Raw genomic sequence first — 26,316 nt, 5'->3', positions numbered from 1 at the left:
TCTTCGGATGTGAATCGCTTTTTCGGCATGGTCTGACTCTCCTTTTCAATAGCATATGAAATTTCAAGTCGGACCAGTTTTTTCAGGTCAGGTCAGTTTCAATTGAACGGCAAGCGTTCCTAACTCACTTCAGATGTCGATGGAAATCACATGACGTCGTCTTTGCAGGTAGGTCCTCCAAATAACGTAATGCCGAATCCATTGGGTTTATTTATTTTTGCTTTTCCAAACTGCGTAACGTCATACTCGCAAGGGTGGCTAAATATGTTCTCATTTATATTTTACTATGCATAGTTATGAACTAAACATGCCCCTTCATTCGTGTATGAAATCTTCATTTTCAATAAAGATAGCGAATGGCTTTTCGCGTCGAGATGCCGAAACTTGATCTTGGTCAACACAGATATCGGTCTCACGCTTGCAATAGAAAGCATACTCCGCGAAAAACTGTCTGGGCGCTAAATATCGTCCTCATCCGTTAATCGTCGAATCGCAATATTAATTGCTTCGCTCTTAGCGTCGCGATCACGGGAAATAAAATCAGACGTCGCGCGCTGCAACGTATCAGGCAAATTAGATTCACACTCTGGCTCCATAAGATAGAGCTTCGTATAAGGGGGAGCGGATTCAGTGACAACAATAGTGATGTTTACTCTGTTATTGATAGCCGAGAACGCGGAGACTCTTCTTTCTCGTAATTGATTCTCTCCTACTGCGATGAACAAAGAGAAATCAATTTCGCCTTCTTCATCCGCCAATATCGAAATAGGAATAGTCCATCCGTCCTCGCTACTTTCAGTCAGCAACTCGAGTTTCCATTCCCGTAGCGCTTTGAGATCATCAACGACCTCTTTCAGAAAATCCGGGACCGGGAATTTCGATTTGTCTTTTGTCTTTATCTGCAAATCCACAGAGCGTACGCGTCGATCTGATCCAACATCTCCGACCGCAACATTCGTATCACTTGTAGGTCCGGCGACAAGCGTCGCTCCACTGGGCTGCGCCGCCAAGATTTTTTTCTTCCAAATGGTCTTTTTCGTTAAGTCGGTGAACCTCTGTGCGGCCCAGACGGAGCGTACCTGCCGGACAAGTTTTCCAGATGCATCCTCTTCTACCAACTGCCGATCTGATGATTGTCGCGCCGGCTTAACAAGACGGGGTGTGGATGCCTCAGTGAGTGAAGTAGTATTCGCTGGCGCGGCGCGCCGATCTTCGACGTCGTAGCGCAGAGAACGAAATGGGAATGGATGTGAACATGAGCGAAGGCTGTAGGCAAGGAACGTAACGTGTGGCTCCCCAGAGAATGACAACCACTTCCCGGATGCTGTTAGCGTTGTTTGACCTTCGAATGGAAAATGCGCTTGTGGATGAATTTCTTGATTTGATACTGATGCTTTGAGAAGCGATGTTCCCACGTTAACTGCCGACCGCCAGGCCGTGGAATCCATATGCATACGGCCAATGTCAGCAGCTGAAGCACCTGAAATACCTTCGGCTAACGCAATAGATAGTTGGCCATTGATTTTGCTGTGATGGGCTTTTCTATATAAAACGTCTCGGTTGAGCGGAGGTAGAAACAGCTTTGTCAGCAAATTACTGGACGACCCGAAATAGAAACGAATCAACTCAAGGCACGGAATAATCAGTCGACGTTCGCCAGGCAAGGCGATCATCAAACAATAGGATTGCGTAGCCTGCATGTGCCAAGGATGTTCTCCTCGAGGCAGCAAGAAGCCATTCTCTTCCAAATTGAGCCCAGCCTTAATCAGACTGACGGTTTCTGAGCCTATATCTAAATCGGAAAAGCTTTCGAATTGGTAATCGGGCGTAGTCTCCAATAGTCCATCGCGCCAAATATCGCCGATACGAAGCAACGGCAAGGTTCCAACTGAAACCCATACCTTCCGTTGCTTGGCGACAAATGTAGATTCAGGATTGAGAAGAACCGAATGGTCCTCGCGATAGCGCTCATCAATCACACGCGACAGATGAAGGAGAACGGATGGCTGTTTGCGTCGAATCATCCGGTTTGGAAACGCGATCTCACCAAACCAGTCGATGCGCCAAGCATTCCCGTCGGTCGGCAAGGCAGCGATCATCAATTCATTTGCTTCTGCCATCCGTTATTCAGCTCCCCAGCTGAAAATGACGAATACATTGTCACTTTATTATTTGAATCTCACCAACTTATGGAAAATCTCAACTTCTTCTAGATATTCTCATTAACTCATATCATTCACACCGCTGCTCAGACCAGGCCGTGCGCCTGCTGGTCGGCGTGGTAGCTGGAACGCACCATGGCGCCCACGGCGGCATGCACGAAGCCCATCTTGTAGGCTTCTTCCTCATACATCTTGAAGGTGTCCGGGTGCACGTAGCGGCGCACCGGCAGGTGGTCGCCGCTGGGCATCAGGTACTGGCCGATGGTCAGCATGTCGACGTTGTGGGCGCGCATGTCGCGCATGACCTGCAGCACTTCCTCGTCGGTCTCGCCCAGGCCGACCATGATGCCGGACTTGGTCGGGGTTTCCGGATGCAGATCCTTGAAGCGCTTCAACAGGTTCAGCGAGTATTCGTAGTCGGAGCCGGGGCGCGCTTCCTTGTACAGGCGCGGCGCGGTTTCCAGGTTGTGGTTCATGACGTCCGGCGGGGCCATCTTGAGGATTTCCAGCGCGCGATCCATGCGGCCGCGGAAGTCCGGGGTCAGGATCTCGATGCGGGTCTCGGGCGACAGCTCGCGCACGCGGCGGATGCATTCGGCGAAGTGGGCGGCGCCGCCGTCGCGCAGGTCATCGCGGTCGACGCTGGTGATCACCACGTACGACAGCTTCAGCTGGGCGATGGTCTTGGCCAGGTTTTCCGGTTCATTCGGGTCGAGCGGGTCGGGACGGCCGTGGCCGACGTCGCAGAACGGGCAGCGGCGGGTGCACTTGTCGCCCATGATCATGAAGGTGGCGGTGCCCTTGCCGAAGCATTCGCCGATGTTGGGGCAGGAGGCTTCCTCGCACACCGTCACCAGGTTGTTGGCGCGCAGGATGTCCTTGATTTCATAGAAGCGCGTGGTCGGCGAGCCGGCCTTGACGCGGATCCAGTCCGGCTTCTTCAGTTTCTCGGCGGCCACGATCTTGATCGGGATCCAGGCGGTCTTGCCGGCGCCCTTCTGCTTGTCGAGCGGGTTGGCGCGCGCCGCGTTGCTGGAGGAATCTGCTGCTGGAGTGATGTCGGTAGTCATGGTGTCGGTATTTCCGGCGCCCGGCGTGTGCCTCAGCGCCCTTCTATGCCCGTGAAGCGGGCGATCAGTTTCTCGGCAAGCAACGCCTGGACGTCGGCCAGGCGGGCAGCGGCGGCGCCCAGGGTCTTCATGTCGACCGTGGCCAGGCCTTCGTAGCCGCAGGGATTGATCCAGGAAAACGGCGTCAGATCCATGTCGACGTTGAGCGATACCCCATGGTAAGTGCAGCCGTTGCCGCGGATCTTCAAGCCCAATGCGGCCACCTTGGCGCCCTGCCACGCCCCGTCGGCGGCATAGATGCCCGGCGCGCCCTGCTTGCGTTCACCGGCCAGATTATACGCCGCCAGCGTGTCGATCACCGCCTGCTCGATGTTGTACACGAACTCGCGCGCGAACAGACGGGCTCCGGCGCGGTTGCGGCGCAGGTCCATCAGCAGGTAGATCACCGCCTGGCCGGGGCCGTGGAAGGTGACTTCGCCGCCGCGGTCGGTCTGTACCACCGGGATGTCGTGGGGATTCAATACGTGGGAACGGTCGGCGCCCAGGCCCAGCGTGTAGACCGGCGGATGTTCGACGATCCAGAGCTGGTCGGGCGTCTCGGCGGTGCGCGCGTCGGTGTAGGCGCGCATGGCGGCGAAGCTGGCCTCGTAGGGCTCGGTGCCGCGCCGCACGATCTGCGGCAGGCCGGGGCCGGCCAGGATGGCGGGCGAAGCGGCCGCTTGCTGCGCGCCGACGGTGTGTGTTGCTGTCTGCATGGCTGCCAGTTTAGCGAACTTCGCTCTGGCCCATCGGCGCGGCATGGGTTTTGACGGCCAATATTGCATCATGGGCAATATTTGTTGGCGGAAAGCGTTGGAAAAAGGCGACCGGCCAGGCTTTCCGTTATTCCGCTCAGAACCAGCGGATCAGTCCGCGCGGCAACAGGCGGCTGATGCGCAGCGCGCCCTGCTCCCCCGCCGCGCAGCAGTCGGCGGCGGCCGGCCCGGTCGCCTGCGGCTTGCGGGCCAACCAGCCGCGGAGGACCCGGGCGGCGCGCGCCAGCGGGCCGGGCAGCGGCAGGATGTCGAACTCGGCGCGGCCCTTGACGGCTTCAAACACCGCCAGCCCGCGGCCGTGGAAATCGAAGTCGCGGCCGGGACTGAGCCACACGTCGGCGCCGCCCTCTTCCACCGTCAGCCAGACCAGCCCGCAACGCACCCTCACCCGTACCGGATGTTGCAGGCGCACGGCGTGGACGCGCCCTTCTTCAAGGCATAGCGGGGCGGTTTGGTTTGTGAATGAAATTGGCATGGCGCACTCCTTTTCCCGTTTCGCAGGACAAACCCCGGGGCAAGCCACCAGGCCTTGATGGCGCGGCCTCTCAGAGGAATTTCCGGTGATTTCGTTGAATTGGAGTTCATTGTAGGAAGCCTCACGCACAAACCAAAACGATATATATTCGGTGTTATTGCGAATGGAATTCACAAGGAACCAAGCATGGCCGATTTGAGGAAGCTGCCCAACCTGGCGGCATTGCGCGCCTTCGATGCCGCCGCGCGCTACGAATGCTTTTCGCGCGCGGCCGAAGAGATCCACGTCACGCCCGGCGCCATCAGCCACCAGGTGCGCGCGCTGGAGGAGGAGCTTGGCCTGCAGCTGTTCATCCGCCACGGCAAGCGCATCTCGGTGACCGAAACCGGCCAGCGCTTCGCCGCCACCATCCGCAAGTCGCTGTCCGAGATCGCGCTGGCCGCCGAACATCTGCGCAGCCTGAACCGCCAGCAACGGCTGGTGATCTCGAGCACGCCTTCGTTCGCCTCGCGCTGGCTGGCGCCGCGCCTGTGGAAGTTCATCGACCGCCATCCGGAAATCGAGGTGGTGCTGCAGTCGGGCAGCCATTTGTCCGACTTGCGCCTGGACGGCGTCGACGTCGGCCTGCGCTTCGGCCGCGGCAACTATAGCGGCGTGGTATCGGAAAAACTGAGCGACGATTACTACTACCCGGTGGCCTCCCCCGCCTACCGCAGCAAACGCGGCAAGAAGCCCGCCAAACCCGCCGACCTCGCGCAATGCACGCTGCTGCGCATGGACCAGCGCGAATCCTGGCAACCGTGGCTGCAGCAAGCCGGGCTGGATTTGCCGGAGCCCAGCGGCGGACTGGTGATCGAGGATTCTTCGCTGACCCTGCGCGCGGCGGCCGACGGCGGCGGCGTGGCGCTGAGCCGGCACATGATCGCCTCGCAGGAAATCGCCGCCGGCGAGGTGGTGCGGCTGTTCGACGTGGCCCTGAAAGCCGACGAGTCGTATTACTTCGTGCACCTGCCCGAAGGGCTGGAGAAGCCGGCCGTGGCCGAGTTCAAGAAGTGGATCTTCAAGGAAATGAAACTGTTTCGCGAGAGCGGCGACTGGCCCGGCTAACGCCGCAATACATGGTTATCGCCTGCGCGCCTTGGGGGCAATTGCCCTGTGAGACTCCATCAGCCGCCGCGTGCTTTCCAGCTCCTTTTGCAGCAGTTCGGCATCCGGCAGCACCGTGCGATAGTTGGCCGCCATGATCTTGCTGGGCAGCCCTTCCAGCGCATAACGCGCCAAGGCATGGCCCTTGTCGGCGCACAGGATCAGGCCGACGGGCGGATTCTCGTCAGCCAGCGTCCAATGCTCTTTTGCATAGTTGCAATACAAATGCATCTGGCCCACATCGGCATGCGTCAGCGGACCGAGCTTCAGGTCGATAATGACGAGGCAACGCAAGCGGCGATGAAAAAGCAGAAGATCAACCCGGTACCAGGTCTGGTCAATGCGCAAGCGGCGCTGGCGTCCGACGAAGGTAAAACCATCGCCGAGTTCGAGCAGAAAATCCTCCAATCGCCGGGTCAGGGCTTGCTCGAAATCGGATTCCGAATATTCGTCCTTGAGGTCGAGGAACTCCAGCACATACGGGTCTTTGATCGCGTCGCCCGGCGTGATGGCATCTTCCGGCGTTGGTCTTGCGCCTTTCACCAGCATCGCAGCCTTGTTTTTCGATAACGCCGTACGCTCGTAGAATTGGCTGCCGATTTGCCGGTCGAGCTGGCGCACGCTCCATCCGCCGCGCAAGGCTTCGGTTTCATAGAACTGGCGAGCATGGTCATCCTTGACCGACAGTAGCCGGACATAGGCAGACCACGGCAGCGTGAACATTCGCGCCAGTTCGTCCAGCCGCCAGAATCGCTCTGCTGACGATACGGAGGAAGATTTGCCAGACAGTGTCTGGCAAATCGGCCAAGTCAGGAAGAATGATCGCATTTGCTGCAAGTTCTGGCGGCTGAACCCGCGCCCAAACCGTGCAGTCAAGTCACCGGACAGGCGAGCGATCAACTGCTCCCCGTATCCGGCACGCCGCCGTCCCTGCTGTTCGGCTTCCACGATACGACGGCCGATTTCCCAATAACTCGCCGTCATCAGCGCGTTGACGCTACGCGCCGCCGCATGACGTGCCGTATCGAGCAATTCCACGATTCCGCCGTGGATACCGGCATAACCGGCGGGCAATGCCGCGGACTTGGTGAGCTTGATTTTTGCCATGATGATTCTTCGGAAAACATCGGCATATAGTGAACCAAGCTCCGTCATTGGCGTGCTTGCGGTGTCGGTTTTTGGCGTAGTTCCACAAAGTTCGATCCGGCGCCTCAAACAAAAACCCGGCGTGCCTTGGCAGGCAACGCCGGGTTTCATACGCGATCGCGCAAGGGCTTACAGCACGAACTTCACCTTCTCATGCGACGACAGCGCGCGGTACAGGTTGTCCAGCTGCTCGCGGCTGGTGGCACGCACGGTCAGCGTCAGCGACAGGTACTTGCCCTGCGAGGACGGCCGCATCTCCAGCTTGCCGGCATGGAATTCGGGGTCGTGCTCGACCACCAGTTCGACAATGGTCTGGGCGAATTCATCGTGCAGGATCCCGACCACCTTGATCGGGAAGTCGCTCGGGTATTCGATGAGGGATTCTTCGGTGGGGATAGTCATGGCAGTATGGCTCGGCGTGTTCCGCTGGCGCTCCGTTTTCAATGTACCCATATGGGGCTCAAACGGCCGGCTTCAAGCGGCGGGGTTGCGGGAGGGGGAATGCCGACATTCTACGCCATATGGCAGCGGATCAGGCCCGATAGGCCCCGATACGCCCCCAAACGCACATGGGCCGCACTTGGCGGCCCATGCGGGGAAAACCTCAAAACGGCGAGTTACAGGCGCGCCTTGGCCGCCTGGTAGGCGGCGTAGATCCTGGCATAGACCGGGCCCGGCTTGCCGCTGCCGATGGGCTTGCCGTCCAGCGTCACCACCGGCAGCACTTCCTTGCTGGCCGAGGAGAGGAACAGTTCATCGGCGGCGAACACCTCATCGCGCGGGATGCGGCGCGCTTCCAGCGCGATGCCCTGCACGGCGCACAGCTCTTCCATCAAGCCGTAGCGGATGCCTTCCAGGATCAGGTTGTCCTTGGGCGGCGCGGAAATCTTGCCGTCCTTGACCACCCATACATTGGACGAGGATGCCTCGGACAGGAAACCGTCACGGAACTGGATCGCCTCGGTCACTTCGTTCTCGGCCGCGAACTGCGCCGCCAGCACGTTGCCCAGCAGCGAAGTCGACTTGATCTGGCAGTTCAGCCAGCGGCGGTCTTCCATGGTCACGCAAGCCACGCCGTTTTCACGCGCGGCGGCCGGCGGCAACACCATCGGATTGGTCATGATCAGCACCGTCGGCGTCACCTCCTTGGGGAAGGCATGCGCGCGCTTGGCCACGCCGCGCGTGACCTGGATGTAGATCATCTGGTCGTCCAAGCTGTTGGCCTGCACCACGCGCTCGATCAGGGCGAACCAGCCGGCTTCGTCATGCGGATTCGGTATGGAGATGGTTTTCAGGCTGCGGAACAGGCGCGCCAGGTGCTGCCGGCCGCGGAACGCCTTGCGGCCATACATCGGGATCACTTCGTAGATGCCGTCGCCGAAGATGAAACCCCGGTCCAGCACGGGAACGCGGGCTTCGGACAAGGGCGTAAGTTCGCCGTTGAGATAGACGATGGGGTCGTTCATGGTGAGTTTTCCAAGTGTGCGGGAATGAGCGAAAGCGGCGGATTGGCCGCCTTCATTCAAAGATTGTGGCATACGCAAGTGTACGGGGTTATGCAAAAACGGTATTGCATTTCCTGTTTTCGCTTGCCGCCGGACGACGTTTAAAGCGCCGCGACTTCTACCCGGCATCCTTCGCCTTCGCCGGCCGGCACGAACCTCCAGCGCAGCGAATGGAAGCGCGCCAGCGTCTCGCGGTGGGCGATGCTGACCACCGTCACGCCCGGCAGCTCCCGCGGCAAGGCGGCGTACAGCGCTTCTTCGGTTTCGCCGTCCATGGCGCTGCTGGCTTCGTCCAGGAACACCAGCGCCGGCCGGTTCAGGAACACCCGCACGAAGGCCAGGCGCTGCTGCTCGCCGGGCGACAGGGCATGACTCCAGTTGGCGGCCTGGTCCAGCCGGCCGGCCAGTTGCGGCAGCCGGCACAGTGCCAGGTAACGCGCGATCGTCGCATCGTCGAAGCTGCCCTCGGCGGCCGGATACGACAGCGCCGCGCGCAAGGTGCCGATGGGCAGGTAACTGCGCTGCGGCAGGAACATCACCGCCGCGCCGGCGGGCAGGCCGATGCGTCCGCGCCCATACGGCCAGACATCGGCGATGGCGCGGATCAGCGTCGACTTGCCGCAGCCGGAAGGGCCGCTGACCAGCACATGTTCGCCCGACTCCAGCCGCGCATCCATGCCGCGCAGCACCATGCCGCCGTCCGGCAAGGACAGCTGCAGGCCTTCGATGGTCAGCGCGCTGCCGGCGTGGCGTTCGACCTCGATGGTGCGCGCCATGCCTTGCGCGCGCTCGACATCGGCATTGAAGCCGGCCAGGCGGTTGATGCTGGCCTTCCAGCTGGCCAGCGTGGTGAAGGCGTTGATGAACCACGACAGCGCATCCTGCACTTGGCCGAAGGCGTTGCTGATCTGCATCAGCACGCCCAGCGAGATGGCGCCGGAGAAATAGCGCGGCGCCGACACCAGCATCGGGAAGATGACCGCGAACTGGCTGTAGAAATTGACTGCGATATTGAGCTTCTTGGTCACGCGCATGATGTCCCACCAGTTGCCGCGGATGTCGTCCAGGCGCGCGGTGAGCTGCGCGCGCTCCTGCGCCTCGCCGCGATACAGGGCGACCGCTTCCGAATGCTCGCGCACGCGGATCAGGCCGAAACGGAAGTTCGCCTCGAAGCGTTCCTGGTTGAAGTTCAGGCCGACCAGCGGCCGGCCGATCCACCATACGATGGCCGAGCCGGCCGCCGCGTAGGCCACCGCGAACCACACCATGTAACCGGGAATGTTCCATGCCTGGCCCAGCACGGAGAAGGCAGCCGGCCCGCTCACCGCCCACAGGATATGCACGAAGGAAAGCAGGGTGACGCTGCTGGAGATGAAGCCCAGCACCAGCGACAGCGTGTCGGAAGTCAGCGCGCGCAGGTCCTCCGCAATACGCTGGTCGGGGTTGTCGGAGAGGCGCCCCTGCTGGCCCTGTTCGATGCGGTAGTAGGCGCGGTGCGCCAGCCAGCGGTCCATGTAGCGCTCGGTCATCCAATAGCGCCAGCGGATCTGCAACGCCTGCGTCAGGTAGACGCTGTAGATGGCGACCGCGATGAAGACGAAGGCCAGCCCGGAGAACTGCCACAGCAGCGATTTGAACTGCGGATAATTGCGCGCCTGGAGCACATCGTACATGTCGCGGTTCCAGGAGTTCAGGCGCACATTGATGTAGACCATGCCCAGGTTCAGGGCGATGATCGCCAGCAGGAGACCGAAGGCTTTCCATTTCTGCTCGGACGCCCAGAACGGCCTGATCAGTTTCCAGATGGCGGCGCGGCCGGGGCTGCTGGGTGGCGTAGTGTTGGTCATGGCAAGCGGGTGGTCGATGGATTTGCCGACCAGCTTGCCGCTGCAGACTTAAGCCAGACTTAACATGCACCCATAGAAGGCTAATGCCGTCCCGTTAAGGCTAATCCTGAAGCACGCATCACCCGAGCCCGTTCGGGCTGAGTAGGCCCGCCAGGGCCGTATCGAAGCCAGCGTGTCGGCCTTACCGCTCTTGCCTGCCCTTCGATACGCTGCTTGCGCAGCTACTCAGGGCGAACGGAATCTGGACCGCACAAACACAAATGCCGTTCAACGCTTAACTGAACGGCATTACCGATAGAATGCCCTGTTCCAGGGAAGCGACAATTCGCTTTCCCCGACAAGTGTTTTCCTGTGCGGCGATGTACGCAATGCGCCCCGTTATGAGATCATTCGGCTTCATCTTTTCCTTCCGCAACGCTCCGGATCCCTAAAATGGCTCTGTGCCGCAGGAAAATTGTTAGCAAGGAAGACACGTCATCGCCGTACCGGGCAACAAGATAAGCGGCCCCAAGCCGCACCGCCCAGCAATGCCTGCGCGCACGGTCATCCCACCGGCACCGACCTGCCGGCGCGCAACGACGAATGAATAATTGACGCCCCGCCTGCCTGGCCCGACACGCTTGCATCGACCGTCGGCGCCGCGGCGACGCCGCTTCGCGGCAGGCCCGGCTTTTGTGGAGTTTGCATGTTCGCCTGGTTCGAAAAACTGGTTCACCCTTATCCCGAAGACCATCCCTTGCCGCCCCCGCGCGGCTTCATGCGCTTCATCTGGTCCTGTACCCGCGGCGTGCGCGGCTATATCGCGGCCATGACCACGATGACCGCCATCATCGGCGTGTTCGAGGCGATGCTGTTCGCCATGATGGGCCGCGTTGTCGACTGGCTGGCCAAGGTCGAGCCGTCCCAACTGTGGGCGCAGGAAGGCCGCCACCTGCTCTGGCTGGGCCTGGTGCTGGCCGGCAGCCCGCTGCTGGTGGCGCTGCAGACGCTGTACAAGCACCAGACCCTGGCCGGCAATTTCCCGATGCTGCTGCGCTGGAATTTCCACCGGTTGATGCTCAGCCAGAGCATGAGCTTCTACCAGAACGAGTTCGCCGGCCGGGTCGCCACCAAGGTGATGCAAACCGCGCTGGCGGTGCGCGACTTCTGCATGATCACCGGCGACATCATGGTGTTCATCGTGATCTACTTCGTCACGCTGATCGCCGTGGTCGGCACCTTCGACCTGCTGATGCTGGTGCCCTTCCTGATCTGGCTGGTCGCCTATGCGATCGCCATGCGCTACTTCGTGCCGCGCCTGTCCCGGGTGGCCCGCAACCAGGCCGATGCCCGTTCGCTGATGACCGGGCGCATCACCGATGCCTATACCAACATCGCCACCGTCAAGCTGTTCTCGCACGCCGGCCGCGAAGCCAGCTACGCGCGCAGCGCCATGCGCGAGTTCCTGGTCACGGTGAACCAGCAGATGCGCCTGGTGTCCGGCTTCGAAGTGGTCAACCATATCCTGAACATGGTGCTCATCATCGGCACCACCGGCATCGCGCTGCACCTGTGGATGCAAGGCAAGGTCGGCATCGGCGCGGTCGCCGCCGGCACCGCGATGGCGCTGCGCCTGAACGGGATCGCGCACTGGGTCATGTGGGAAATGGCGGCGCTGTTCGAACACGTGGGCACGGTGCAGGACGGCATCAACACGCTCTCGCGCGCGCACGACGTGAAGGACGCGCCCGACGCCAAACCCCTGCAGGTGAAACAGGGCGAACTGCGCTTTGAAGACGTGAACTTCAGCTATGGCGGCGCGTCGCCGCGTCCGGTGGTGGATCGCCTGAACCTGGTGATCCGTCCGGGCGAGAAGATCGGTCTGGTGGGCCGCTCCGGCGCCGGCAAGTCGACCATCGTCAACCTGCTGCTGCGCTTTTACGACATCGAAGGCGGCCGCATCCTGATCGATGGCCAGGACATCGCGCATGTCACGCAAGACAGCCTGCGCGCGCAGATCGGCATGGTGACGCAGGATACCTCGCTGCTGCACCGCTCGGTGCGCGACAACATCCTCTACGGCCGCCCCGATGCCGGCGACGCCGAGATGATCCATGCCGCCAGGCGCGCCGAAGCGCACGACTTCATCGGCACGCTGGCCGATGCCAAGGGCCGCACCGGCTACGACGCGCATGTGGGCGAACGCGGCGTGAAGCTCTCCGGCGGCCAGCGCCAACGCATCGCGATCGCCCGCGTGATGCTCAAGGACGCGCCCATCCTGCTGCTGGACGAAGCCACCAGCGCGCTCGATTCGGAAGTCGAGGCAGCGATCCAGACCAGCCTGTACAAGCTGATGGAAGGCAAGACCGTAGTCGCCATCGCGCACCGCCTGTCGACCATTGCGGCGATGGATCGCCTGATCGTGCTGGACCAGGGCCGCATCGCCGAGCAAGGCACGCACAGCGAACTGCTGGCCGCCAACGGCTTGTACGCGCGGCTGTGGGCGCACCAGAGCGGCGGCTTCCTGGGCGAAGAAGACGGCGAGCCTGCGGTCTTGATGGAGTAAAGGAACCCAAACGAAAAACACCATCGGCGCCGGCGCAAGCCGTTGGCAATGACAGGAAATGAAAAAAGCAGGGCGTACATCCGGTACGTCCTGCTTTTTTCTTTGGTCGATACGGCGTTACATATGTTTCATTCCAAGGTGAACGAAGCCGTCTTCACGTCCTTCGAATCCAGCCCCACCTGCACCTGGAACTCGCCCGGCTCGGCCACATGTTCCAGCCTGGCGTTGTAGAAGCTGAGCGCCCTGGCATCGATGGTGAAGCGCACTTCCTTTTGCTCGCCCGGCTGCAGCAGCACCTTGCGGAAGTCCTTGAGCTCCTTGACCGGACGCACCACCGACGCGGCCACATCGCGAATGTACAACTGCACCACGGTAGCGCCGGCGCGACGGCCGGTGTTCTTCACCGTGACCGTGGCATCGACGCGGCCATCGGCTTTCATCGTCGGTTGCGACATGGTCACGCCGGACAGGCTGAAGTCGGTGTAGCTCAGGCCATAGCCGAACGGGTACAGCGGCCCGTTGGGTTCTTCGAAGTACTGCGAGGTGTAGTTGCCCGGCTTGCCTTCGGTGAACGGCCGGCCCAGGCGCGCGTGGTTGTAGTAGCTGGGAATCTGGCCCACCGAGCGCGGGAAGGTGATCGGCAACTTGCCCGAGGGGTTGACGTCGCCGAACAGGATGTCGGCGATCGCATGGCCGCCTTCGGTGCCGGTGTACCAGGTTTCGAGAATGGCGGAAGCGTTTTCGCGCGCCCAGTTCAGGTCCAGCGGACGGCCGTTCATCAGCACCAGCACCAGCGGCTTGCCGGTGGCCTTCAAGGCCTTGAGCAGGGCCATCTGGTTCTCCGGCAGCGTCAGTTGGGTGCGGCTGGACGACTCGTGCGACATGCCGCGCGACTCGCCCACGGCCACCACCACCACATCGGCATTGCGCGCCGCCTTGACCGCCTCGGCGATCATGGCTTGCGGGCGGCGCTTGTCCTGCACCACCTCCGGGTCGTCCCAGTTGAGGAAGTTGAGGTAATCAACGATGTGCCGGTCTTCGGTGATGTTGGCGCCGCGCGCGTAGACCAGCTTGGCCCTGGCGCCCAGCGCATCCTGCAGGCCCTGCCTCAACGTGACGGTCTGCTTGTCCACCCCGGCGCCGGACCAGCTGCCCAGCATGTCGATGTGCGAGTCGGCCAGCGGGCCGACCAGCGCGATGGTTCCGCTCTTCTTCAGCGGCAATGTGGCATTGCGGTTTTCCAGCAGCACCATCGACTGTTGCGCCACCGCGCGCGCGGCGGCGCGGTGCAGGCGGCTCTCGGCATTGACATTGGGCGGATCGCCGGCGGCCTGGCCGATGCGCACGTAAGGGTCATGGAACAGGCCCATGTCGTACTTGGCGCCGAGGATCTCGCGCACGGCATTGTCGAGATCCTGCCGCGTCACCTTGCCCGACTTGAGCAGGCCCGGCAACTGGCTGATATAGACCTGGTCGGCCATGCTCATGTCGGTGCCGGCCTTGATCGACAGTTGCGCCGCTTCGGCCTCGTCGCGCGCCACGCCGTGGTTCACCAGTTCGGTGATGGCGCCGTGGTCGCTCACGGTCAGCCCCTTGAAGCCCCACTCGCGGCGCAACAGGTCTTGCAGCAGCCAGGTGTTGGAGGTGGCGGGCGTGCCGTTGATGGAATTGAGCGCCACCATGACTGCGCCGGCGCCGGCATCCACCGCCGCCCGATAGGGCGGCAGGTAATCGTTGTACATGCGCTGCGCATCCATGTTGACCACGTTGTAGTCGCGCCCGCCCTCGACCGCACCATACAGCGCGAAGTGCTTGACGCTGGCCATCAGGCGGTTAGCGGCGATGGGCTTTTGCTCGCCCTGCAATGCGCGCACCGAGACTTCGGCGATGCGCGACACCAGGTAAGGATCTTCGCCGAAGCCTTCCGAGGTGCGGCCCCAGCGCGGATCGCGGCTGATGTCGACCATCGGCGCGAAGGTCATGTCGATGCCGTCGGCAGAGGCTTCTTCGGCGGCGGTGCGCATGGCGGCGGCGACCACGTCCAGGTCCCAGCTCGAGGCCAGCCCGAGGCCGATCGGGAAGGTGGTGCGGTGGCCATGGATCACGTCGTAGGCGAAGAACATCGGGATCTTCAGGCGCGAGCGCATGGCGCCATCCTGCAGCGGCCGGTTGTCGGCGCGCGTGACCGAGTTGAAAGTGCCGCCGACGCGGCCGGCGGCGATTTCATCGGCCAGCCTGTTGGCCGGCATGTCGGGGCCGATGCTGACCAGGCGCAATTGGCCGATCTTTTCATCGACCGTCATCTGCGACATCAGGTCGTCGATGAAGGCGCCCTTGTCGCCGAGCAAGGCCGGCTTGCCCTGGGCATGCGCCTGCGGCGCCAGCAAGGCGGCGGCACAGGCCAGGGCGCACAGCAATGCGGTTCGGCGATGGCGGCGCGCGTGGACGGCCGGCCTGGCGGGAAGCTTGATGGACACGTAAATTCCTCTCTTCTTGTAAACGTTGGCCGCGGCATCTCCTCATGCTGGAGGTGCCGCGGCCTGGAAACGGGTGATGCACGTCGGCGCGGAAGCCCTGCGCAATCGATGCCTGCGCGTTTGCTTGCGTATTTGCTTACGCATTTGCTTGCGCATTTGCTTGTTCTATGACGCGCCGGTACCTGGACGGTTCGCTATATTATTCTGTTTTAACGCGCGCCGGACGCCTCCCCCGCTGCCCGGCGCCGCGCCTTTATGGAGAAATGAGTGATTCTGAACGTGTTCAAGCGCCTTCCCCTGCGCGGCGCCTTGCTGTTGTCTGCCGCCCTGCTGGCAACGGCTGCGCAGGCCCAGACCCAACCCCAGACCTTTTCGCTGGACCAGGTGACGGCCCGCGCCAAGGCGCTGGTCGACCAGCCTTACCGCAAGCCTGCGAGCAACCTGCCGCCGGTGTTTTCCAGCATGCAGTTCGCCGACTACATGAAGATCCAGCCCAGGGGCGAGAAGTTCGAATGGCGCGACCAGAAGACGCCCTTCAAGCTGGCCTTCTACCACCAGGGCATGCAGTTCAACTCGCCGGTGCTGATCCATGAAATCGTCGGCGGCCGCACGCAGGAGATCGGCTACAGCACCGACCGCTTCGACTTCGGCGACCTGCATTTCGACAAGGAGAGCACCGCGCGCCTGGGGTATGCGGGCTTTCGCGTGGTCTATCCGGTCAACAGCCCCAACAAGGAAGACGAGGTGATGAGCGTGCTGGGCGCGAGCTATTTCCGCGTGATCGGCAAGGGGCAGGTATACGGCCTGTCCGCGCGCGGCCTGGCGATCGACACGGCGATGATGAGCGGCGAGGAATTCCCGCACTTCACCGAATTCTGGATCCAGCGCCCGGCCGCCGGCGACAAGCAGCTGACCTTCTACGCCCTGCTCGACTCCCCTCGCGCCACCGGCGCCTACAAGTTCACCCTCGCGCCCGGCCAGGATGCGGTGCTGGACGTGCAGGCGCGCGTGTTCCTGCGCGGCGAGGTGGCCCGCCTGGGCATCGCGCCGCTGACCAGCATGTTCCTGTTCGGCCCCAACCAGCAATCGTCCAGGCGCAACTTCCGCCCGGCCATCCATGACTCCAACGGCCTGGCGATCCACACCGGTTCCGGCGAATGGCTGTGGCGTCCGCTCAACGATCCGCAGAACGTGGAAGTGAGTTCGTTCGAAGTCACCAATCCCAAGGGCTTCGGCCTGCTGCAGCGCGGCCGCGAATTCTCCGGCTTCGAGGACCTGAAAGACCGCTACGACCTGCGGCCGAGCGCCTGGATCGAGCCGAAGGGCGACTGGGGCAAAGGCGCGGTGCAACTGGTGGAAATCCCCACCGCCGACGAGACCAACGACAACATCGTGGCCTACTGGCTGCCGGCGCAATTGCCGGCCAGGGGCGTGCCGATGGCGTTCGATTACCGCATCCACTGGACCATGGACGAGGCGGCGATCCTAAAGGATGAAGTGGGCTGGGTGAAGCAGACCTTCCACACCGACGGCGAGCTGACCCAGGCCAACCTGATCCGCAGCTTCGACGGCACCACCGCCCTGCTGGTCGACTTCACCGGCCCGGCGCTGGCCAGGCTGCCGGCCGGCGCGCCGGTCAGCCCGCAAGTGAGCATCGGCAACAACGGCGAACTGATCGATGCCAAACTGCAGCCCAACCCGGCCATCAACGGCTGGCGCCTGACGCTGCGGGTCAAGGTCCGGAATTCGGCGCAGGCGGTGGAGCTGCGCGCGGCGCTGTTGTCCGGCCCCAAGGTGCTGACCGAGACCTGGAGCTACCAGTTGCCGCCGCGTTCGGATGTGCAGCGGACGTTCTGATTTCGGGCCTGTCCAAAAAATTATTTATATAATTAATTCAAGCCGCTTCGATTGAAGCGGCTTTTTTATTTCATGCCATTGGGACTGCGGCCAACCATCTCCCGTCGTCCCGGCGCATGCCGGGACCCAGTGTCGTTCGCTGCCCATCAGAGACACCGCGCACGACACTGGATCCTGACTTTCGTCAGGATGACGGCGAGGTTTTGATGCGCGCCAAATAAAAATGCCGCCCAGTTTGCACTGGACGGCATTGCGGCTTGATCTGCGACCGGCTTATCGCCAATCAGGACTCCACCGCTTCCCCGCGCAAACGGGTAATCACCCCATCCAGCGCATCGAGGTCGTTGAAGCTGATGACCAGTTGCCCTTTGTTCTTGGCGCCGGTCTTGATGCTGACCTGGGTGGCCAGCAGGTCGGACAGTTCTTCTTCCAGGCGTGCGATGTCGCGCGATTTTTCCTTGCCTTCGCGCGGCTTGGCGGCCTGCTCGGCGGAAGCGCGGGTGACCAGCTTTTCGGCGTCGCGCACCGACATGCGCTTGGCGACGATCTGGTTGGCCAGCTGGATCTGGGTGGCCGAGTCGACCACCAGCAGCGCGCGGGCATGGCCCATGTCGATGTCGCCGGCCATGAGCATGGTCTGCACCGGCTTGGCCAGGTTCAACAGGCGCAGCAGGTTGGAGACCGCGCTGCGCGAACGGCCCACGGCCACCGCCGCCTGTTCGTGCGTGAACGAGAAGTCGGTGATCAGGCGATGGATGCCTTGCGCCTCTTCCAGCGGGTTGAGGTCTTCGCGCTGCATGTTTTCGATCAGCGCCATGGCGGCGGTGGTCTGGTCGTCGACATTCTTGACCAGCACCGGCACCTCGGTCAGGCCGGCGATCTTGGCGGCGCGGAAACGGCGCTCGCCGGCGATGATCTCGTAGATATCCTTGCCGTTCTTCTGGCCGATGGCGCGGATCAGGATCGGCTGCAGCAAGCCCTGTTCCTTGATCGAGGCCGCCAGCTCGTTGAGCGCGCCTTCGTCCATGCGGCTGCGCGGCTGGTATTTGCCTGCCTGCAGCTCGGTCACCGCCATCACGCTGGGCAGGCCGGCCTGCGCGGCTTGCGCCTGGGCTTCTTCGGTGATGTCGGACGAGCCGCCCAGCAGCGCGTCGAGTCCGCGCCCCAGGCCTTTGGATTTTTTGGTTGCCATAGATGTTGCCATTGGATTGCCTGATGAAAAACGACGCCGCGGCCTGAGGCTTACAGCGTCTTGATGCGCTCGACCATTTCCGCGCCGAACGCGATATAGGCTTGCGCACCCTTGGAATTGGGATCGAAGTTCACGCCGGGGATGCCGTAGGACGGCGCCTCGGCCAGCCGCACGTTGCGCGGGATGACGGTCTTGAAGACCTTGTCGCCGAAGTGTTGTTCCAGCTGGTCGGAAACCTGCTGCGACAGCGTCATGCGCGGGTCGAACATCACGCGCAAGAGACCGATCACCTTCAGGTCCGGGTTCAGCTTGGCATGCACCTTCTTGATGGTGTTGACCAGGTCGGACAGGCCTTCCAGCGCGTAGTACTCGCACTGCATCGGGATGATCACGCCATGCGCCGAGCACAGGCCGTTGAGCGTCAACATCGACAGCGCCGGCGGGCAGTCGACCAGGATGAAGTCGTAGTCGTCGGCCACGGCGGCGAAGGCGTTCTTCAGGCGCGCCTCGCGCTGCTCCAGCTCGACCATTTCGACTTCGGCGCCGGCCAGTTCGCGATTGGCGGGCAGCACGTCGAACTTGCCGGACTCCGACGCCTTGCGCACCGTGCGGATGTCGGACATGCCCAGCAGCACTTCGTAGATCGAGCCTTCCAGCGTCGCCTTGTTGATGCCGGCGCCCATGGTGGCGTTGCCTTGCGGGTCGAGGTCGGCCAGCAAAACCCGTTGATCCAGTTGCGCCAGGCCGGCGGCGAGGTTGACTGCCGTGGTGGTCTTACCGACGCCGCCCTTCTGGTTGGCGACGCAAAAAATTTTAGCCATATTGTTTTGATCACTCGCTTATTGTGTCGTCAGCTTGATGCCGAAACCGATCAGGAACACGCCTGCCGCGCGCGAAGCCAGGGTGGCGATGGTGCGGTTGCGCGCCAGCCGCCGCGCGGCCGCATTGCCGGCCAGGACCAGGATGCTGCCGTAGAAGGCGGTGCAGCAGCAGATCACCGCGCCCATCGTGACGAAAGTGAGCGCACCCTGTTGCGTGGCGGGATCCAGGAACAGCGGGAAGAACGCCATGTAAAACACGATGGCTTTCGGGTTGATCAGCGTCACCAGAAAGCCGCGCCGGAAATCCGCGGCGTTGGAAAAGGGTACGACTGTACCACCGCCCTCGCCTCTTGCAAACAACAGCCGCAATCCGAGGTAGGCCAGGTAGGCCGCGCCCAGGTACTGCATGCCGCGAAACAGCAGCGGATTGGCATGCAGCAGCGCCGCCACGCCGATGGCCGCCAGGAACATCAGCACGATATCGCCCAGCATCAGCCCGGCCATGGCCGCGAAGCCGCCGCGCAGGCCGTGCTTGGCCGAGCAGGTCAGCACGCAAAAGGTGCCGGGGCCGGGCAACAGCAGGAATACCATAGTGGCGGCAACCAGTTGCCAGATGTCGGTGATGCCGATGCTATGAAACAGTGCCTGCATGTTGCCTCTCCCTTTGCCGTTTTTCTGTTTTTTCCGTGCTTGCCGCCGCGCCGCCATCGCGGGCACGGCGGCGCTGATTCATGGCTGCCGGGTCTTCACCAGGCGCGCGGTATCGAACCCCTGCTTGGTGGCGTTGTTGACGGCGTTCTCGTACTGCTCGTCGCTGACGGTTGGCGTGCGCGAGAGTATCCACAGGGATTCGCGCGAAGGGCTGCCGACGGTGGCCAGCGTGTATTGCGCGTCCAGTTCCGTGACCCAGTAGTCGTTCCAGGCCCACGGCAGCCACGACAGCCATGACGGCATGAAACTCACCTGCAGCCGGGTATTGCCGCTGCCGCCGGCCACCCGCGCCAGGCCGCGCTCCTCGTCGTTGCCCTCGGCGCTCTTGCAGCGGCTGGTGACGTCGATATCGCCATCGTCGCGGGGGCGATATTCGACCGTGGTGCCGGACACGCATTTTTTCTGGAAGCCGCTGGGGATCTTGGCGATCTCATACCATTTGCCGGCGTAGCGCTTGAGGTCGACCGAGGGAACGGTCTTCACTTCCTGCGCGCCTGCTGCGGCCATGAGGGCCAGCGGCATGAGCACGGCAATGGCCGCAGCGGCGGCCTTGGCGAGGGAGGTTGTCATCGGGACTTTCTTTCCAAAAAGATGAGATGCCGCTCGGCATCCAGCCCCGGTACATGCAAGGCTTGTACCTTGTTCACGCTCCAGCCCGGCGGCAGCCGGTCGATTTCCTGCTGCGGCATGACGCCCTTGAGGGCGATGTACTTGCCGCCCTCTTGCAACAGGTGGTTCGACCAATCGATGAAATCGTTCAGTTCGGCGAAGGCGCGCGAGGTGATGACGTCGTATTGTTGCTCAACAGGCAATTGTTCGACGCGCGTGTGGATCACCGAAACATTGCTTAATTGCAACTCAGCCTTTACCTGGGTCAGGAAGGCGGTTTTCTTTTGCACCGTATCGACCAGGGTGATGTGCATCTGCGGCTCGGCCTCGGCCGCCCAGATCGCCAGCACGATGCCCGGCAAGCCGCCGCCGGCGCCCACATCCAGCACGCGCCGCGCCCCGGCGAAGGCCGATACCGCCGCCAGCGAATCCAGCAGGTGATGGGTCATCATCTGTGCAGGGTCGCGCAGCGCGGTCAGGTTGTAGACCTTGTTCCATTTCGCCAGCAGCGCCTGGTAGGCCAGCAGGCGCGACAACTGGCGCTCGCTCAGGTGCAGGCCGAGTTCGGCGGCGCCGTCCTTCAGGGTTCGGGTCAATGGGGTCTGGTCTGCCGCGATGCTCATCCGTATTCCGTTTCCGTTTTCTTGTACTTGCCGTCCTCAGGCCGCTTCGTTGTCCTGGCTTTGTTGCGCCAGCTTCAGGCCGCCCTTTTTCAGGTGCACCAGCAGCAGCGACAATGCCGCCGGGGTCACGCCGGAAATGCGGGATGCCTGGCCCAGGGTTTCGGGCTTGTGCTTGTTGAGTTTCTGGCGCACTTCGATCGACAGCGCCTTGACCTCCATGTAGTCGAGGTCGGCCGGCAGCTTCAGGTTTTCATTGTGATCCTGGCGGCTGATCTCGTTGGCCTGGCGGGCGATATAGCCGGCGTACTTGACCTGGATCTCGACCTGCTCGCGCACCGGGCCGTCTTCGATGCCGGGGCCGGCCAGCGGCTGGCCTTCGGCGCCGCTCAGGCTCATCAGGCTGTCGTAGCTCACGTTGGGACGGCGCAGCAGGTCGAGCAGGTTGTACTCACGCTCGATGGCCTTGCCCAGCACGCGCTCGGCTTCGGCGGCGGCAAGGATGCGCGGGTTGACCCAGGTGCTCTTGAGGCGTTCCATTTCCCGCGCCACCGCTTCGCGCTTTTTCTCGAAGGCTTCCCATTGGGCGTCGCCGACGCAACCGAGCCGGCGGCCGATTTCGGTCAGGCGCAGGTCGGCATTGTCTTCGCGCAACGACAGGCGGTATTCGGCGCGGCTGGTGAACATGCGGTACGGCTCCTGCACGCCCTGGGTGACCAGGTCGTCGACCAGCACGCCGAGGTAGGCTTCGTCGCGGCGCGGCGTCCAGGCGTCGCGCCCCTGGGTCTGCAGTGCGGCATTGAGGCCGGCCAGCATGCCCTGCGCGGCGGCTTCTTCGTAGCCGGTGGTGCCGTTGATCTGGCCGGCGAAGAACAGGCCGGCGATCTGGCGGGTTTCCAGCGAAGACTTCAGGCCGCGCGGATCGTAGTAGTCGTATTCGATGGCATAGCCGGGACGCAGGATGTGGGCGTTTTCCATGCCCTTCATCGAGCGCACCAGTTCCAGCTGCACGTCGAACGGCAGGCTGGTGGAAATGCCGTTGGGGTAGAACTCGTGGGTGGTCAGGCCCTCGGGCTCCAGGTAGATCTGGTGCGAATCCTTGCCGGCGAAGCGGTGGATCTTGTCTTCGATGGAGGGGCAGTAGCGCGGGCCCACGCCTTCGATCACGCCGGTGTACATCGGGCTGCGATCCAGGCCGCCGCGGATGATGTCATGGGTGCGGCTGTTGGTATGGGTAATCCAGCACGGCATCTGGCGCGGGTGCATCTCCGCATTGCCCATGACCGAGAACACCGGCACCGGATCGAGGTCGCCCGGCTGTTCTTCCAGGATCGCCAGGTTGATGCTGCGGCCGTCGATGCGCGGCGGCGTGCCGGTCTTGAGGCGGCCTTGCGGCAGCTTCAACTCCTTCAGGCGGGCCGACAGCGACACCGCCGGCGGGTCGCCGGCGCGGCCGCCCGAATAGTTGTTCAAGCCGACGTGGATCTTCCCGTCCAGGAAAGTCCCGGCGGTCAGCACCACCGCCCTGCCCTGGAACCGGATGCCGGCCTGGGTCACGGCGCCGACCACGCGGTCGCCTTCGATCATCAGGTCGTCCACCGCCTGCTGGAACAGCCACAGGTTGGGCTGGTTTTCCAGGCGCGAACGGATCGCCTGCTTGTACAGGATGCGGTCGGCCTGGGCGCGGGTAGCGCGCACGGCCGGCCCCTTGGACGAGTTCAGGATGCGGAACTGGATACCGGCTTCATCGGTGGCGATCGCCATCGCCCCACCCATGGCATCGACTTCCTTGACCAGGTGCCCCTTGCCGATGCCGCCGATGGACGGGTTGCAGGACATCTGGCCCAGTGTTTCGATGTTGTGCGTCAACAGCAAGGTCTTCTGGCCCATGCGTGCCGCGGCCAGTGCGGCTTCGGTGCCGGCGTGCCCGCCGCCGACGACGATGACGTCAAATTGTGTGGGGAATAGCATGATGCGCCTCGTGGAGACGGTGTGAACAGAGGCGAGATTATAAAGTCTTTTGGATGATGGGGTCGGCAAGCCATCGTATTAAGTGGAATATCGGCATGGGGTGATGCTGGTTTACCTCATTCCCTGCCCTATCGATATCCGCCAGCTATCGGATATCTGTCGGCTAGCTGGCCGGCATGGACTGTTTCACGTGAAACATTGGGCGACGACAATTCCCGCGGATGCCAAAAAACAAAACGGAGCCGTAGCTCCGTTTGATTTCCGCTTTTATCTTCGATGCGATGTTTCACGTGAAACATCGCGCCGAAAATACATTCCCTGGCTCACTTCAGGAAGGCATCGTACCCGCTCTTCAGGATCAATGCCCCCACCACCAGCAAGAACAACTTGCGCACGAATACGCTGCCATGTTTCATCGCCAGCCTGGTACCCACCAGAGAACCGCCAATATTGAATACCGCCATCAGCAAGCCCAACTGCCAGATCACATGGCCGCTATAGCCGAACCAGCACAGGGCCGCCAGATTGGTCGCGATATTGACGAACTTGGATACCGCCGATGCCGACAGGAAGTCATAGCTGAATACGCGCACGAACAGGAAGACCAGGAAGCTGCCGGTACCCGGCCCAAAAATGCCGTCGTAGAAACCCACCCCGGCCCCGATCAATGCGGCATACGCCATTTCCTTGGCGCCGCTCAGGGTAGGCGCATGGGTCTGCCCGAAGTCCTTTTTCTTCAGCGTATATATCGCTACCGCAATCAAGACGAAGGGCAAGGCCTTGCGGATCATCTCCGTCGGGATATGGGTGACCACATAGGCGCCGAAGAAGGACAAGGCGAAGGCAGCGATCGCCGCCGGCGTTACCGTGCTCCAGCGTACCGCAACCTTGCGGGCGAAATTGATGGCCGCGGCGCTGGTACCCATGACGCCCGCCACTTTGTTGGTGCCAAGCAATGTTGCCGGCGGCGTATTGGGAAATACCGAGAACAAGGTCGGCACCAGCACCAGGCCGCCCCCGCCGACAACCGCATCGATCAAGCCGGCGACAAAGGCGGCGGCGCACAGGATCAGGTAATCAGCCATGGCGGATCACCCGTACAGGAAAACGAAATTGCATGGGAAAGGCTTTCGATCGAAGACAAGCCCGGCGGCACTGGGCACGACCGGAGACTGGCGCGATTGTTATTGTTGGACAAATATGGCCCGGCCCCTACCGGCCGGGAGCGCTATTCTACCCTGCCCCCGGCTTCCGTATTGGCAACAGATCCGGCCCGGCCGCCTCTGTTACGCAACAGCCGCATCTGTTATGTACCCTGACCGTACCGGCAAAAAAATACCGCCGGCAATCATCTCCCGATGACTTGCCGGCGGCAAGGATTGCCATCACGGGGATGGCAAGCTTCTCTCTCGAACTCAGTGCGGCTGGCTTGCCGCGCCCTTCTTGCTCAAGGCCAGGATCTCCCCGACGATGCCCTTGCGGAACAAGAGCACGCAGATGATGAAGATGAAGCCGGTCACAATAGTCACCGAGTCGCCCAGCGTGCTGAACCAGTCGATATGGGTGACGCCGGCCAGCCAGTTGCCGATGTCGCCCAGCTTGTTCTCCAGCATGATGATGATGATGGCGCCGACGATCGGGCCGACGATGGTGCCCAGGCCGCCGACCAGGGTCATCAGCACCACTAGGCCGGACATGCTCCAGTGCACGTCGGTCAGCGTCTCGAAGCCCAGCACCAGGGTCTTGGTGGAACCGGCCAGGCCCGACAGCGCCGCCGACAGCACGAAAGCCAGCAGCTTGTAGCGCGCCACGTCATAACCCAGCGAGATGGCGCGCGGCTCGTTCTCCTTGATCGCCTTCAACACCTGGCCGAAGGGAGAGTTGATGGTGCGCACGATCAGGGCGAAGCCGAAGATGGCGATGGCCAGCACCACGTAGTACAGGGTCAGGTCGTTGCCCAGATCGATGAAGCCCAGCAGCTTGCCGCGCGGCACGCCTTGCAGGCCGTCTTCACCGCCGGTAAACGGTGCCTGCAGCGCCACGAAGTACAGCATCTGCGCCAGCGCCAGGGTGATCATGGTGAAGTAGATGCCCTGGCGGCGGATCGCCAGCAAGCCCATCACCAGGCCGATCAGCGCCGCCACGCCGGTGCCCACCAGCAAACCCAGCTCGGTCGGCAGGCCCCACACCTTCAGCGCCTGGCCGCACATGTAGCCGGCCCAGCCGAGGAAAGCGGCGTGGCCGAACGACAGCAGGCCGGTATAGCCGATCAGCAGATTGAAGGCGCAGGCGAACAATGCGAAGCACAGCATCTTCATCAGGAACACCGGATACAGGCCGAACGGCGCCGCCAACGCAAGTATTAACAGAATGACAACTAACAGTTTCTTGTTCATGCCGGTCTCCCGATTATTTCTCTTTGCCGAACAGGCCGGCCGGACGGATCATCAAAACGATCGCCATGATGATGAACACCACGGTGGCCGACAGCTCGGGATAGAACACCCGGGTCAGGCCTTCGATCAGGCCCAGTACCAGGCCGGTGACGATGGAACCGAGGATGGAGCCCATGCCGCCGATCACCACCACCGCGAACACGGTAATGATCAGGTTCGAGCCCATCAGCGGCGAGACCTGGATCACCGGCGCGGCCAGCACGCCGGCGAACGCGGCCAGCGCGACGCCGAAACCGTAGGTCAGGGTCACCATCAGCGGCACGTTGATGCCGAAGGCTTCCACCAGCTTGGGGTTCTCGGTGCCGGCGCGCAGGTAGGCGCCCAGGCGGGTCTTCTCGATCACGAACCAGGTCGCGAAACACACCACCAGCGAAGCCGCCACCACCCATGCGCGGTAGTTCGGCAACACCATGAAGCCGAGGTTGGTCGCGCCCTGCAGCGCCTCAGGCACCGAATAGGGCTGGCCCGAAACGCCATAGATGGAACGGAAGATGCCTTCGATCATCAGCGTAATGCCGAAGGTCAGCAGCAAACCGTACAAGTGATCGAGCTTGTAGAGCCAGCGCAGCATGGTCTTTTCGATGACGATGCCGAAAATGCCGACCAGGACCGGCGCCAGCGCCAGCATCACCCAGTAATTGAGCTCGAAGTAGCTCAAGCCCATCCACGCCAGGAAAGCGCCCAGCATGTAGAGCGTGCCGTGCGCGAAGTTGATCACGTTGAGCAAGCCGAAGATCACCGCCAAGCCCAGCGACAGCATGGCGTAGAAAGAGCCGTTGACCAGCCCCAGCAGGAGCTGGCTCAGCAAGGCTTGCAGGGGGATTCCGAATAGTTCCATAAAAACCCGTTCATCCAGATGGGTGAAGAACGCAATCGCGTGCTTGCGTGGAA

Annotated in this window: 21 protein-coding genes; 3 read left to right on the top strand and 18 right to left on the bottom strand. The window is 62.2% G+C overall.

Annotation, left to right across the window (positions count from 1 at the left end; all coding sequences use genetic code 11):
* Positions 1 to 458: 458 nt before the first annotated feature.
* From FB598_RS19990 to FB598_RS19975, 4 genes are all read right to left on the bottom strand, one after another.
* Complete coding sequence (locus FB598_RS19990) at positions 459 to 2,120, bottom strand: hypothetical protein (protein ID WP_141917913.1); 1,662 nt, start codon at positions 2,118 to 2,120, stop codon at positions 459 to 461.
* A gap of 128 nt (positions 2,121 to 2,248) precedes the next feature.
* A complete protein-coding gene (gene lipA / locus FB598_RS19985; protein ID WP_050468616.1) occupies positions 2,249 to 3,232 on the bottom strand; it encodes a lipoyl synthase in 984 nt (327 codons plus the stop codon).
* A gap of 32 nt (positions 3,233 to 3,264) precedes the next feature.
* A complete protein-coding gene (lipB, locus tag FB598_RS19980) occupies positions 3,265 to 3,987 on the bottom strand; it encodes a lipoyl(octanoyl) transferase LipB (protein ID WP_141917915.1) in 723 nt (240 codons plus the stop codon).
* A gap of 136 nt (positions 3,988 to 4,123) precedes the next feature.
* Entirely contained in the window at positions 4,124 to 4,522 is a 399-nt protein-coding gene (locus FB598_RS19975; RefSeq protein ID WP_141917918.1) for a DUF2917 domain-containing protein, read from the bottom strand.
* A 186-nt stretch (positions 4,523 to 4,708) separates the two neighbouring features.
* On the opposite strand from FB598_RS19975, the gene gcvA reads away from it, so the two are divergent.
* Positions 4,709 to 5,629 carry a transcriptional regulator GcvA gene (gcvA, locus tag FB598_RS19970; RefSeq protein WP_141917920.1) on the top strand — a complete coding sequence of 307 codons (921 nt, stop codon included), beginning with the start codon at positions 4,709 to 4,711 and terminating at the stop codon, positions 5,627 to 5,629.
* 15 nt (positions 5,630 to 5,644) lie between these two features.
* Here gcvA and FB598_RS19965 read toward each other — a convergent pair whose 3' ends face one another.
* The 4 genes from FB598_RS19965 to FB598_RS19950 form a co-directional block, all read right to left on the bottom strand.
* Positions 5,645 to 6,775 carry a YhcG family protein gene (locus FB598_RS19965; RefSeq protein ID WP_141917922.1) on the bottom strand — a complete coding sequence of 377 codons (1,131 nt, stop codon included), beginning with the start codon at positions 6,773 to 6,775 and terminating at the stop codon, positions 5,645 to 5,647.
* Positions 6,776 to 6,943: 168 nt separating this feature from the next.
* Entirely contained in the window at positions 6,944 to 7,267 is a 324-nt protein-coding gene (locus tag FB598_RS19960) for a DUF493 family protein (RefSeq protein ID WP_141917925.1), read from the bottom strand.
* Between the two features lie 164 nt (positions 7,268 to 7,431).
* Complete coding sequence (locus tag FB598_RS19955) at positions 7,432 to 8,280, bottom strand: D-amino acid aminotransferase (protein WP_141917927.1); 849 nt, start codon at positions 8,278 to 8,280, stop codon at positions 7,432 to 7,434.
* Between the two features lie 140 nt (positions 8,281 to 8,420).
* Positions 8,421 to 10,166, bottom strand: coding sequence for an ABC transporter ATP-binding protein/permease (locus FB598_RS19950; protein ID WP_141917929.1), 1,746 nt, complete (start codon positions 10,164 to 10,166; stop codon positions 8,421 to 8,423).
* Positions 10,167 to 10,851: 685 nt separating this feature from the next.
* Between FB598_RS19950 and FB598_RS19945 the strand changes: the two genes are divergently transcribed.
* Entirely contained in the window at positions 10,852 to 12,711 is a 1,860-nt protein-coding gene (locus tag FB598_RS19945) for an ABC transporter ATP-binding protein (RefSeq protein ID WP_141917932.1), read from the top strand.
* Between the two features lie 128 nt (positions 12,712 to 12,839).
* Here the strand turns inward: FB598_RS19945 and bglX are convergent, their stop codons facing one another.
* Positions 12,840 to 15,188 (bottom strand): beta-glucosidase BglX, encoded by a 2,349-nt coding sequence (gene bglX, locus FB598_RS19940; RefSeq protein ID WP_141917934.1) that lies wholly within the window; start codon positions 15,186 to 15,188, stop codon positions 12,840 to 12,842.
* A 267-nt stretch (positions 15,189 to 15,455) separates the two neighbouring features.
* On the opposite strand from bglX, the gene FB598_RS19935 reads away from it, so the two are divergent.
* A complete protein-coding gene (locus FB598_RS19935; RefSeq protein WP_370454729.1) occupies positions 15,456 to 17,045 on the top strand; it encodes a glucan biosynthesis protein G in 1,590 nt (529 codons plus the stop codon).
* Between the two features lie 283 nt (positions 17,046 to 17,328).
* On the opposite strand, the gene FB598_RS19930 is transcribed toward FB598_RS19935, so the two are convergent.
* The 9 genes from FB598_RS19930 to FB598_RS19890 all read right to left on the bottom strand — a co-directional run bounded on the left by FB598_RS19930 (position 17,329) and on the right by FB598_RS19890 (position 26,263).
* Positions 17,329 to 18,237 carry a ParB/RepB/Spo0J family partition protein gene (locus FB598_RS19930; protein WP_141917936.1) on the bottom strand — a complete coding sequence of 303 codons (909 nt, stop codon included), beginning with the start codon at positions 18,235 to 18,237 and terminating at the stop codon, positions 17,329 to 17,331.
* A 50-nt stretch (positions 18,238 to 18,287) separates the two neighbouring features.
* Positions 18,288 to 19,058 (bottom strand): ParA family protein, encoded by a 771-nt coding sequence (locus FB598_RS19925; RefSeq protein WP_141917938.1) that lies wholly within the window; start codon positions 19,056 to 19,058, stop codon positions 18,288 to 18,290.
* Between the two features lie 18 nt (positions 19,059 to 19,076).
* Positions 19,077 to 19,709 carry a leucine efflux protein LeuE gene (gene leuE / locus FB598_RS19920; RefSeq protein WP_141917940.1) on the bottom strand — a complete coding sequence of 211 codons (633 nt, stop codon included), beginning with the start codon at positions 19,707 to 19,709 and terminating at the stop codon, positions 19,077 to 19,079.
* A gap of 78 nt (positions 19,710 to 19,787) precedes the next feature.
* Positions 19,788 to 20,291: a lipocalin family protein gene (locus tag FB598_RS19915; protein ID WP_141918193.1), complete on the bottom strand. Its 504-nt coding sequence runs from the start codon at positions 20,289 to 20,291 to the stop codon at positions 19,788 to 19,790.
* A 44-nt stretch (positions 20,292 to 20,335) separates the two neighbouring features.
* Positions 20,336 to 21,001: a 16S rRNA (guanine(527)-N(7))-methyltransferase RsmG gene (gene rsmG / locus FB598_RS19910; RefSeq protein WP_141917942.1), complete on the bottom strand. Its 666-nt coding sequence runs from the start codon at positions 20,999 to 21,001 to the stop codon at positions 20,336 to 20,338.
* Between the two features lie 36 nt (positions 21,002 to 21,037).
* On the bottom strand, positions 21,038 to 22,969 hold the full coding sequence (mnmG, locus tag FB598_RS19905) for a tRNA uridine-5-carboxymethylaminomethyl(34) synthesis enzyme MnmG (protein ID WP_141917944.1): 1,932 nt from the start codon (positions 22,967 to 22,969) through the stop codon (positions 21,038 to 21,040).
* 323 nt (positions 22,970 to 23,292) lie between these two features.
* Positions 23,293 to 24,054 carry a TSUP family transporter gene (locus tag FB598_RS19900; protein ID WP_141917946.1) on the bottom strand — a complete coding sequence of 254 codons (762 nt, stop codon included), beginning with the start codon at positions 24,052 to 24,054 and terminating at the stop codon, positions 23,293 to 23,295.
* A gap of 330 nt (positions 24,055 to 24,384) precedes the next feature.
* Positions 24,385 to 25,365: a branched-chain amino acid ABC transporter permease gene (locus FB598_RS19895; RefSeq protein WP_141917951.1), complete on the bottom strand. Its 981-nt coding sequence runs from the start codon at positions 25,363 to 25,365 to the stop codon at positions 24,385 to 24,387.
* A 13-nt stretch (positions 25,366 to 25,378) separates the two neighbouring features.
* Positions 25,379 to 26,263 (bottom strand): branched-chain amino acid ABC transporter permease, encoded by an 885-nt coding sequence (locus tag FB598_RS19890; RefSeq protein ID WP_141917955.1) that lies wholly within the window; start codon positions 26,261 to 26,263, stop codon positions 25,379 to 25,381.
* Between the last annotated feature and the right edge of the window lie 53 nt (positions 26,264 to 26,316).

The organism is Herbaspirillum sp. SJZ106, assembly GCF_006715495.1.
Taxonomy (GTDB): domain Bacteria; phylum Pseudomonadota; class Gammaproteobacteria; order Burkholderiales; family Burkholderiaceae_D; genus Herbaspirillum.
The sequence above is the reverse complement of the archived record's forward strand: the minus strand, read 5'-3'. Positions and strand labels throughout refer to the sequence as shown.

Excerpts from the sequence above, each read along its gene's own strand:
- FB598_RS19990 (WP_141917913.1), bottom strand. The coding sequence starts at position 2,120 with ATGGCAGAAGCAAATGAATTGATGATCGCTGCCTTGCCGACCGACGGG.
- FB598_RS19960 (WP_141917925.1), bottom strand. The coding sequence starts at position 7,267 with ATGGGTACATTGAAAACGGAGCGCCAGCGGAACACGCCGAGCCATACT.
- FB598_RS19945 (WP_141917932.1), top strand. The coding sequence starts at position 10,852 with ATGTTCGCCTGGTTCGAAAAACTGGTTCACCCTTATCCCGAAGACCAT.
- FB598_RS19915 (WP_141918193.1), bottom strand. The coding sequence starts at position 20,291 with ATGCCGCTGGCCCTCATGGCCGCAGCAGGCGCGCAGGAAGTGAAGACC.
- lipB (WP_141917915.1), bottom strand. The coding sequence starts at position 3,987 with ATGCAGACAGCAACACACACCGTCGGCGCGCAGCAAGCGGCCGCTTCG.
- FB598_RS19955 (WP_141917927.1), bottom strand. The coding sequence starts at position 8,280 with ATGAACGACCCCATCGTCTATCTCAACGGCGAACTTACGCCCTTGTCC.
- FB598_RS19975 (WP_141917918.1), bottom strand. The coding sequence starts at position 4,522 with ATGCCAATTTCATTCACAAACCAAACCGCCCCGCTATGCCTTGAAGAA.
- rsmG (WP_141917942.1), bottom strand. The coding sequence starts at position 21,001 with ATGAGCATCGCGGCAGACCAGACCCCATTGACCCGAACCCTGAAGGAC.
- gcvA (WP_141917920.1), top strand. The coding sequence starts at position 4,709 with ATGGCCGATTTGAGGAAGCTGCCCAACCTGGCGGCATTGCGCGCCTTC.
- FB598_RS19925 (WP_141917938.1), bottom strand. The coding sequence starts at position 19,058 with ATGGCTAAAATTTTTTGCGTCGCCAACCAGAAGGGCGGCGTCGGTAAG.
- FB598_RS19895 (WP_141917951.1), bottom strand. The coding sequence starts at position 25,365 with ATGAACAAGAAACTGTTAGTTGTCATTCTGTTAATACTTGCGTTGGCG.
- FB598_RS19950 (WP_141917929.1), bottom strand. The coding sequence starts at position 10,166 with ATGACCAACACTACGCCACCCAGCAGCCCCGGCCGCGCCGCCATCTGG.
- lipA (WP_050468616.1), bottom strand. The coding sequence starts at position 3,232 with ATGACTACCGACATCACTCCAGCAGCAGATTCCTCCAGCAACGCGGCG.
- FB598_RS19965 (WP_141917922.1), bottom strand. The coding sequence starts at position 6,775 with ATGGCAAAAATCAAGCTCACCAAGTCCGCGGCATTGCCCGCCGGTTAT.
- FB598_RS19930 (WP_141917936.1), bottom strand. The coding sequence starts at position 18,237 with ATGGCAACCAAAAAATCCAAAGGCCTGGGGCGCGGACTCGACGCGCTG.
- leuE (WP_141917940.1), bottom strand. The coding sequence starts at position 19,709 with ATGCAGGCACTGTTTCATAGCATCGGCATCACCGACATCTGGCAACTG.
- mnmG (WP_141917944.1), bottom strand. The coding sequence starts at position 22,969 with ATGCTATTCCCCACACAATTTGACGTCATCGTCGTCGGCGGCGGGCAC.
- FB598_RS19900 (WP_141917946.1), bottom strand. The coding sequence starts at position 24,054 with ATGGCTGATTACCTGATCCTGTGCGCCGCCGCCTTTGTCGCCGGCTTG.
- FB598_RS19890 (WP_141917955.1), bottom strand. The coding sequence starts at position 26,263 with ATGGAACTATTCGGAATCCCCCTGCAAGCCTTGCTGAGCCAGCTCCTG.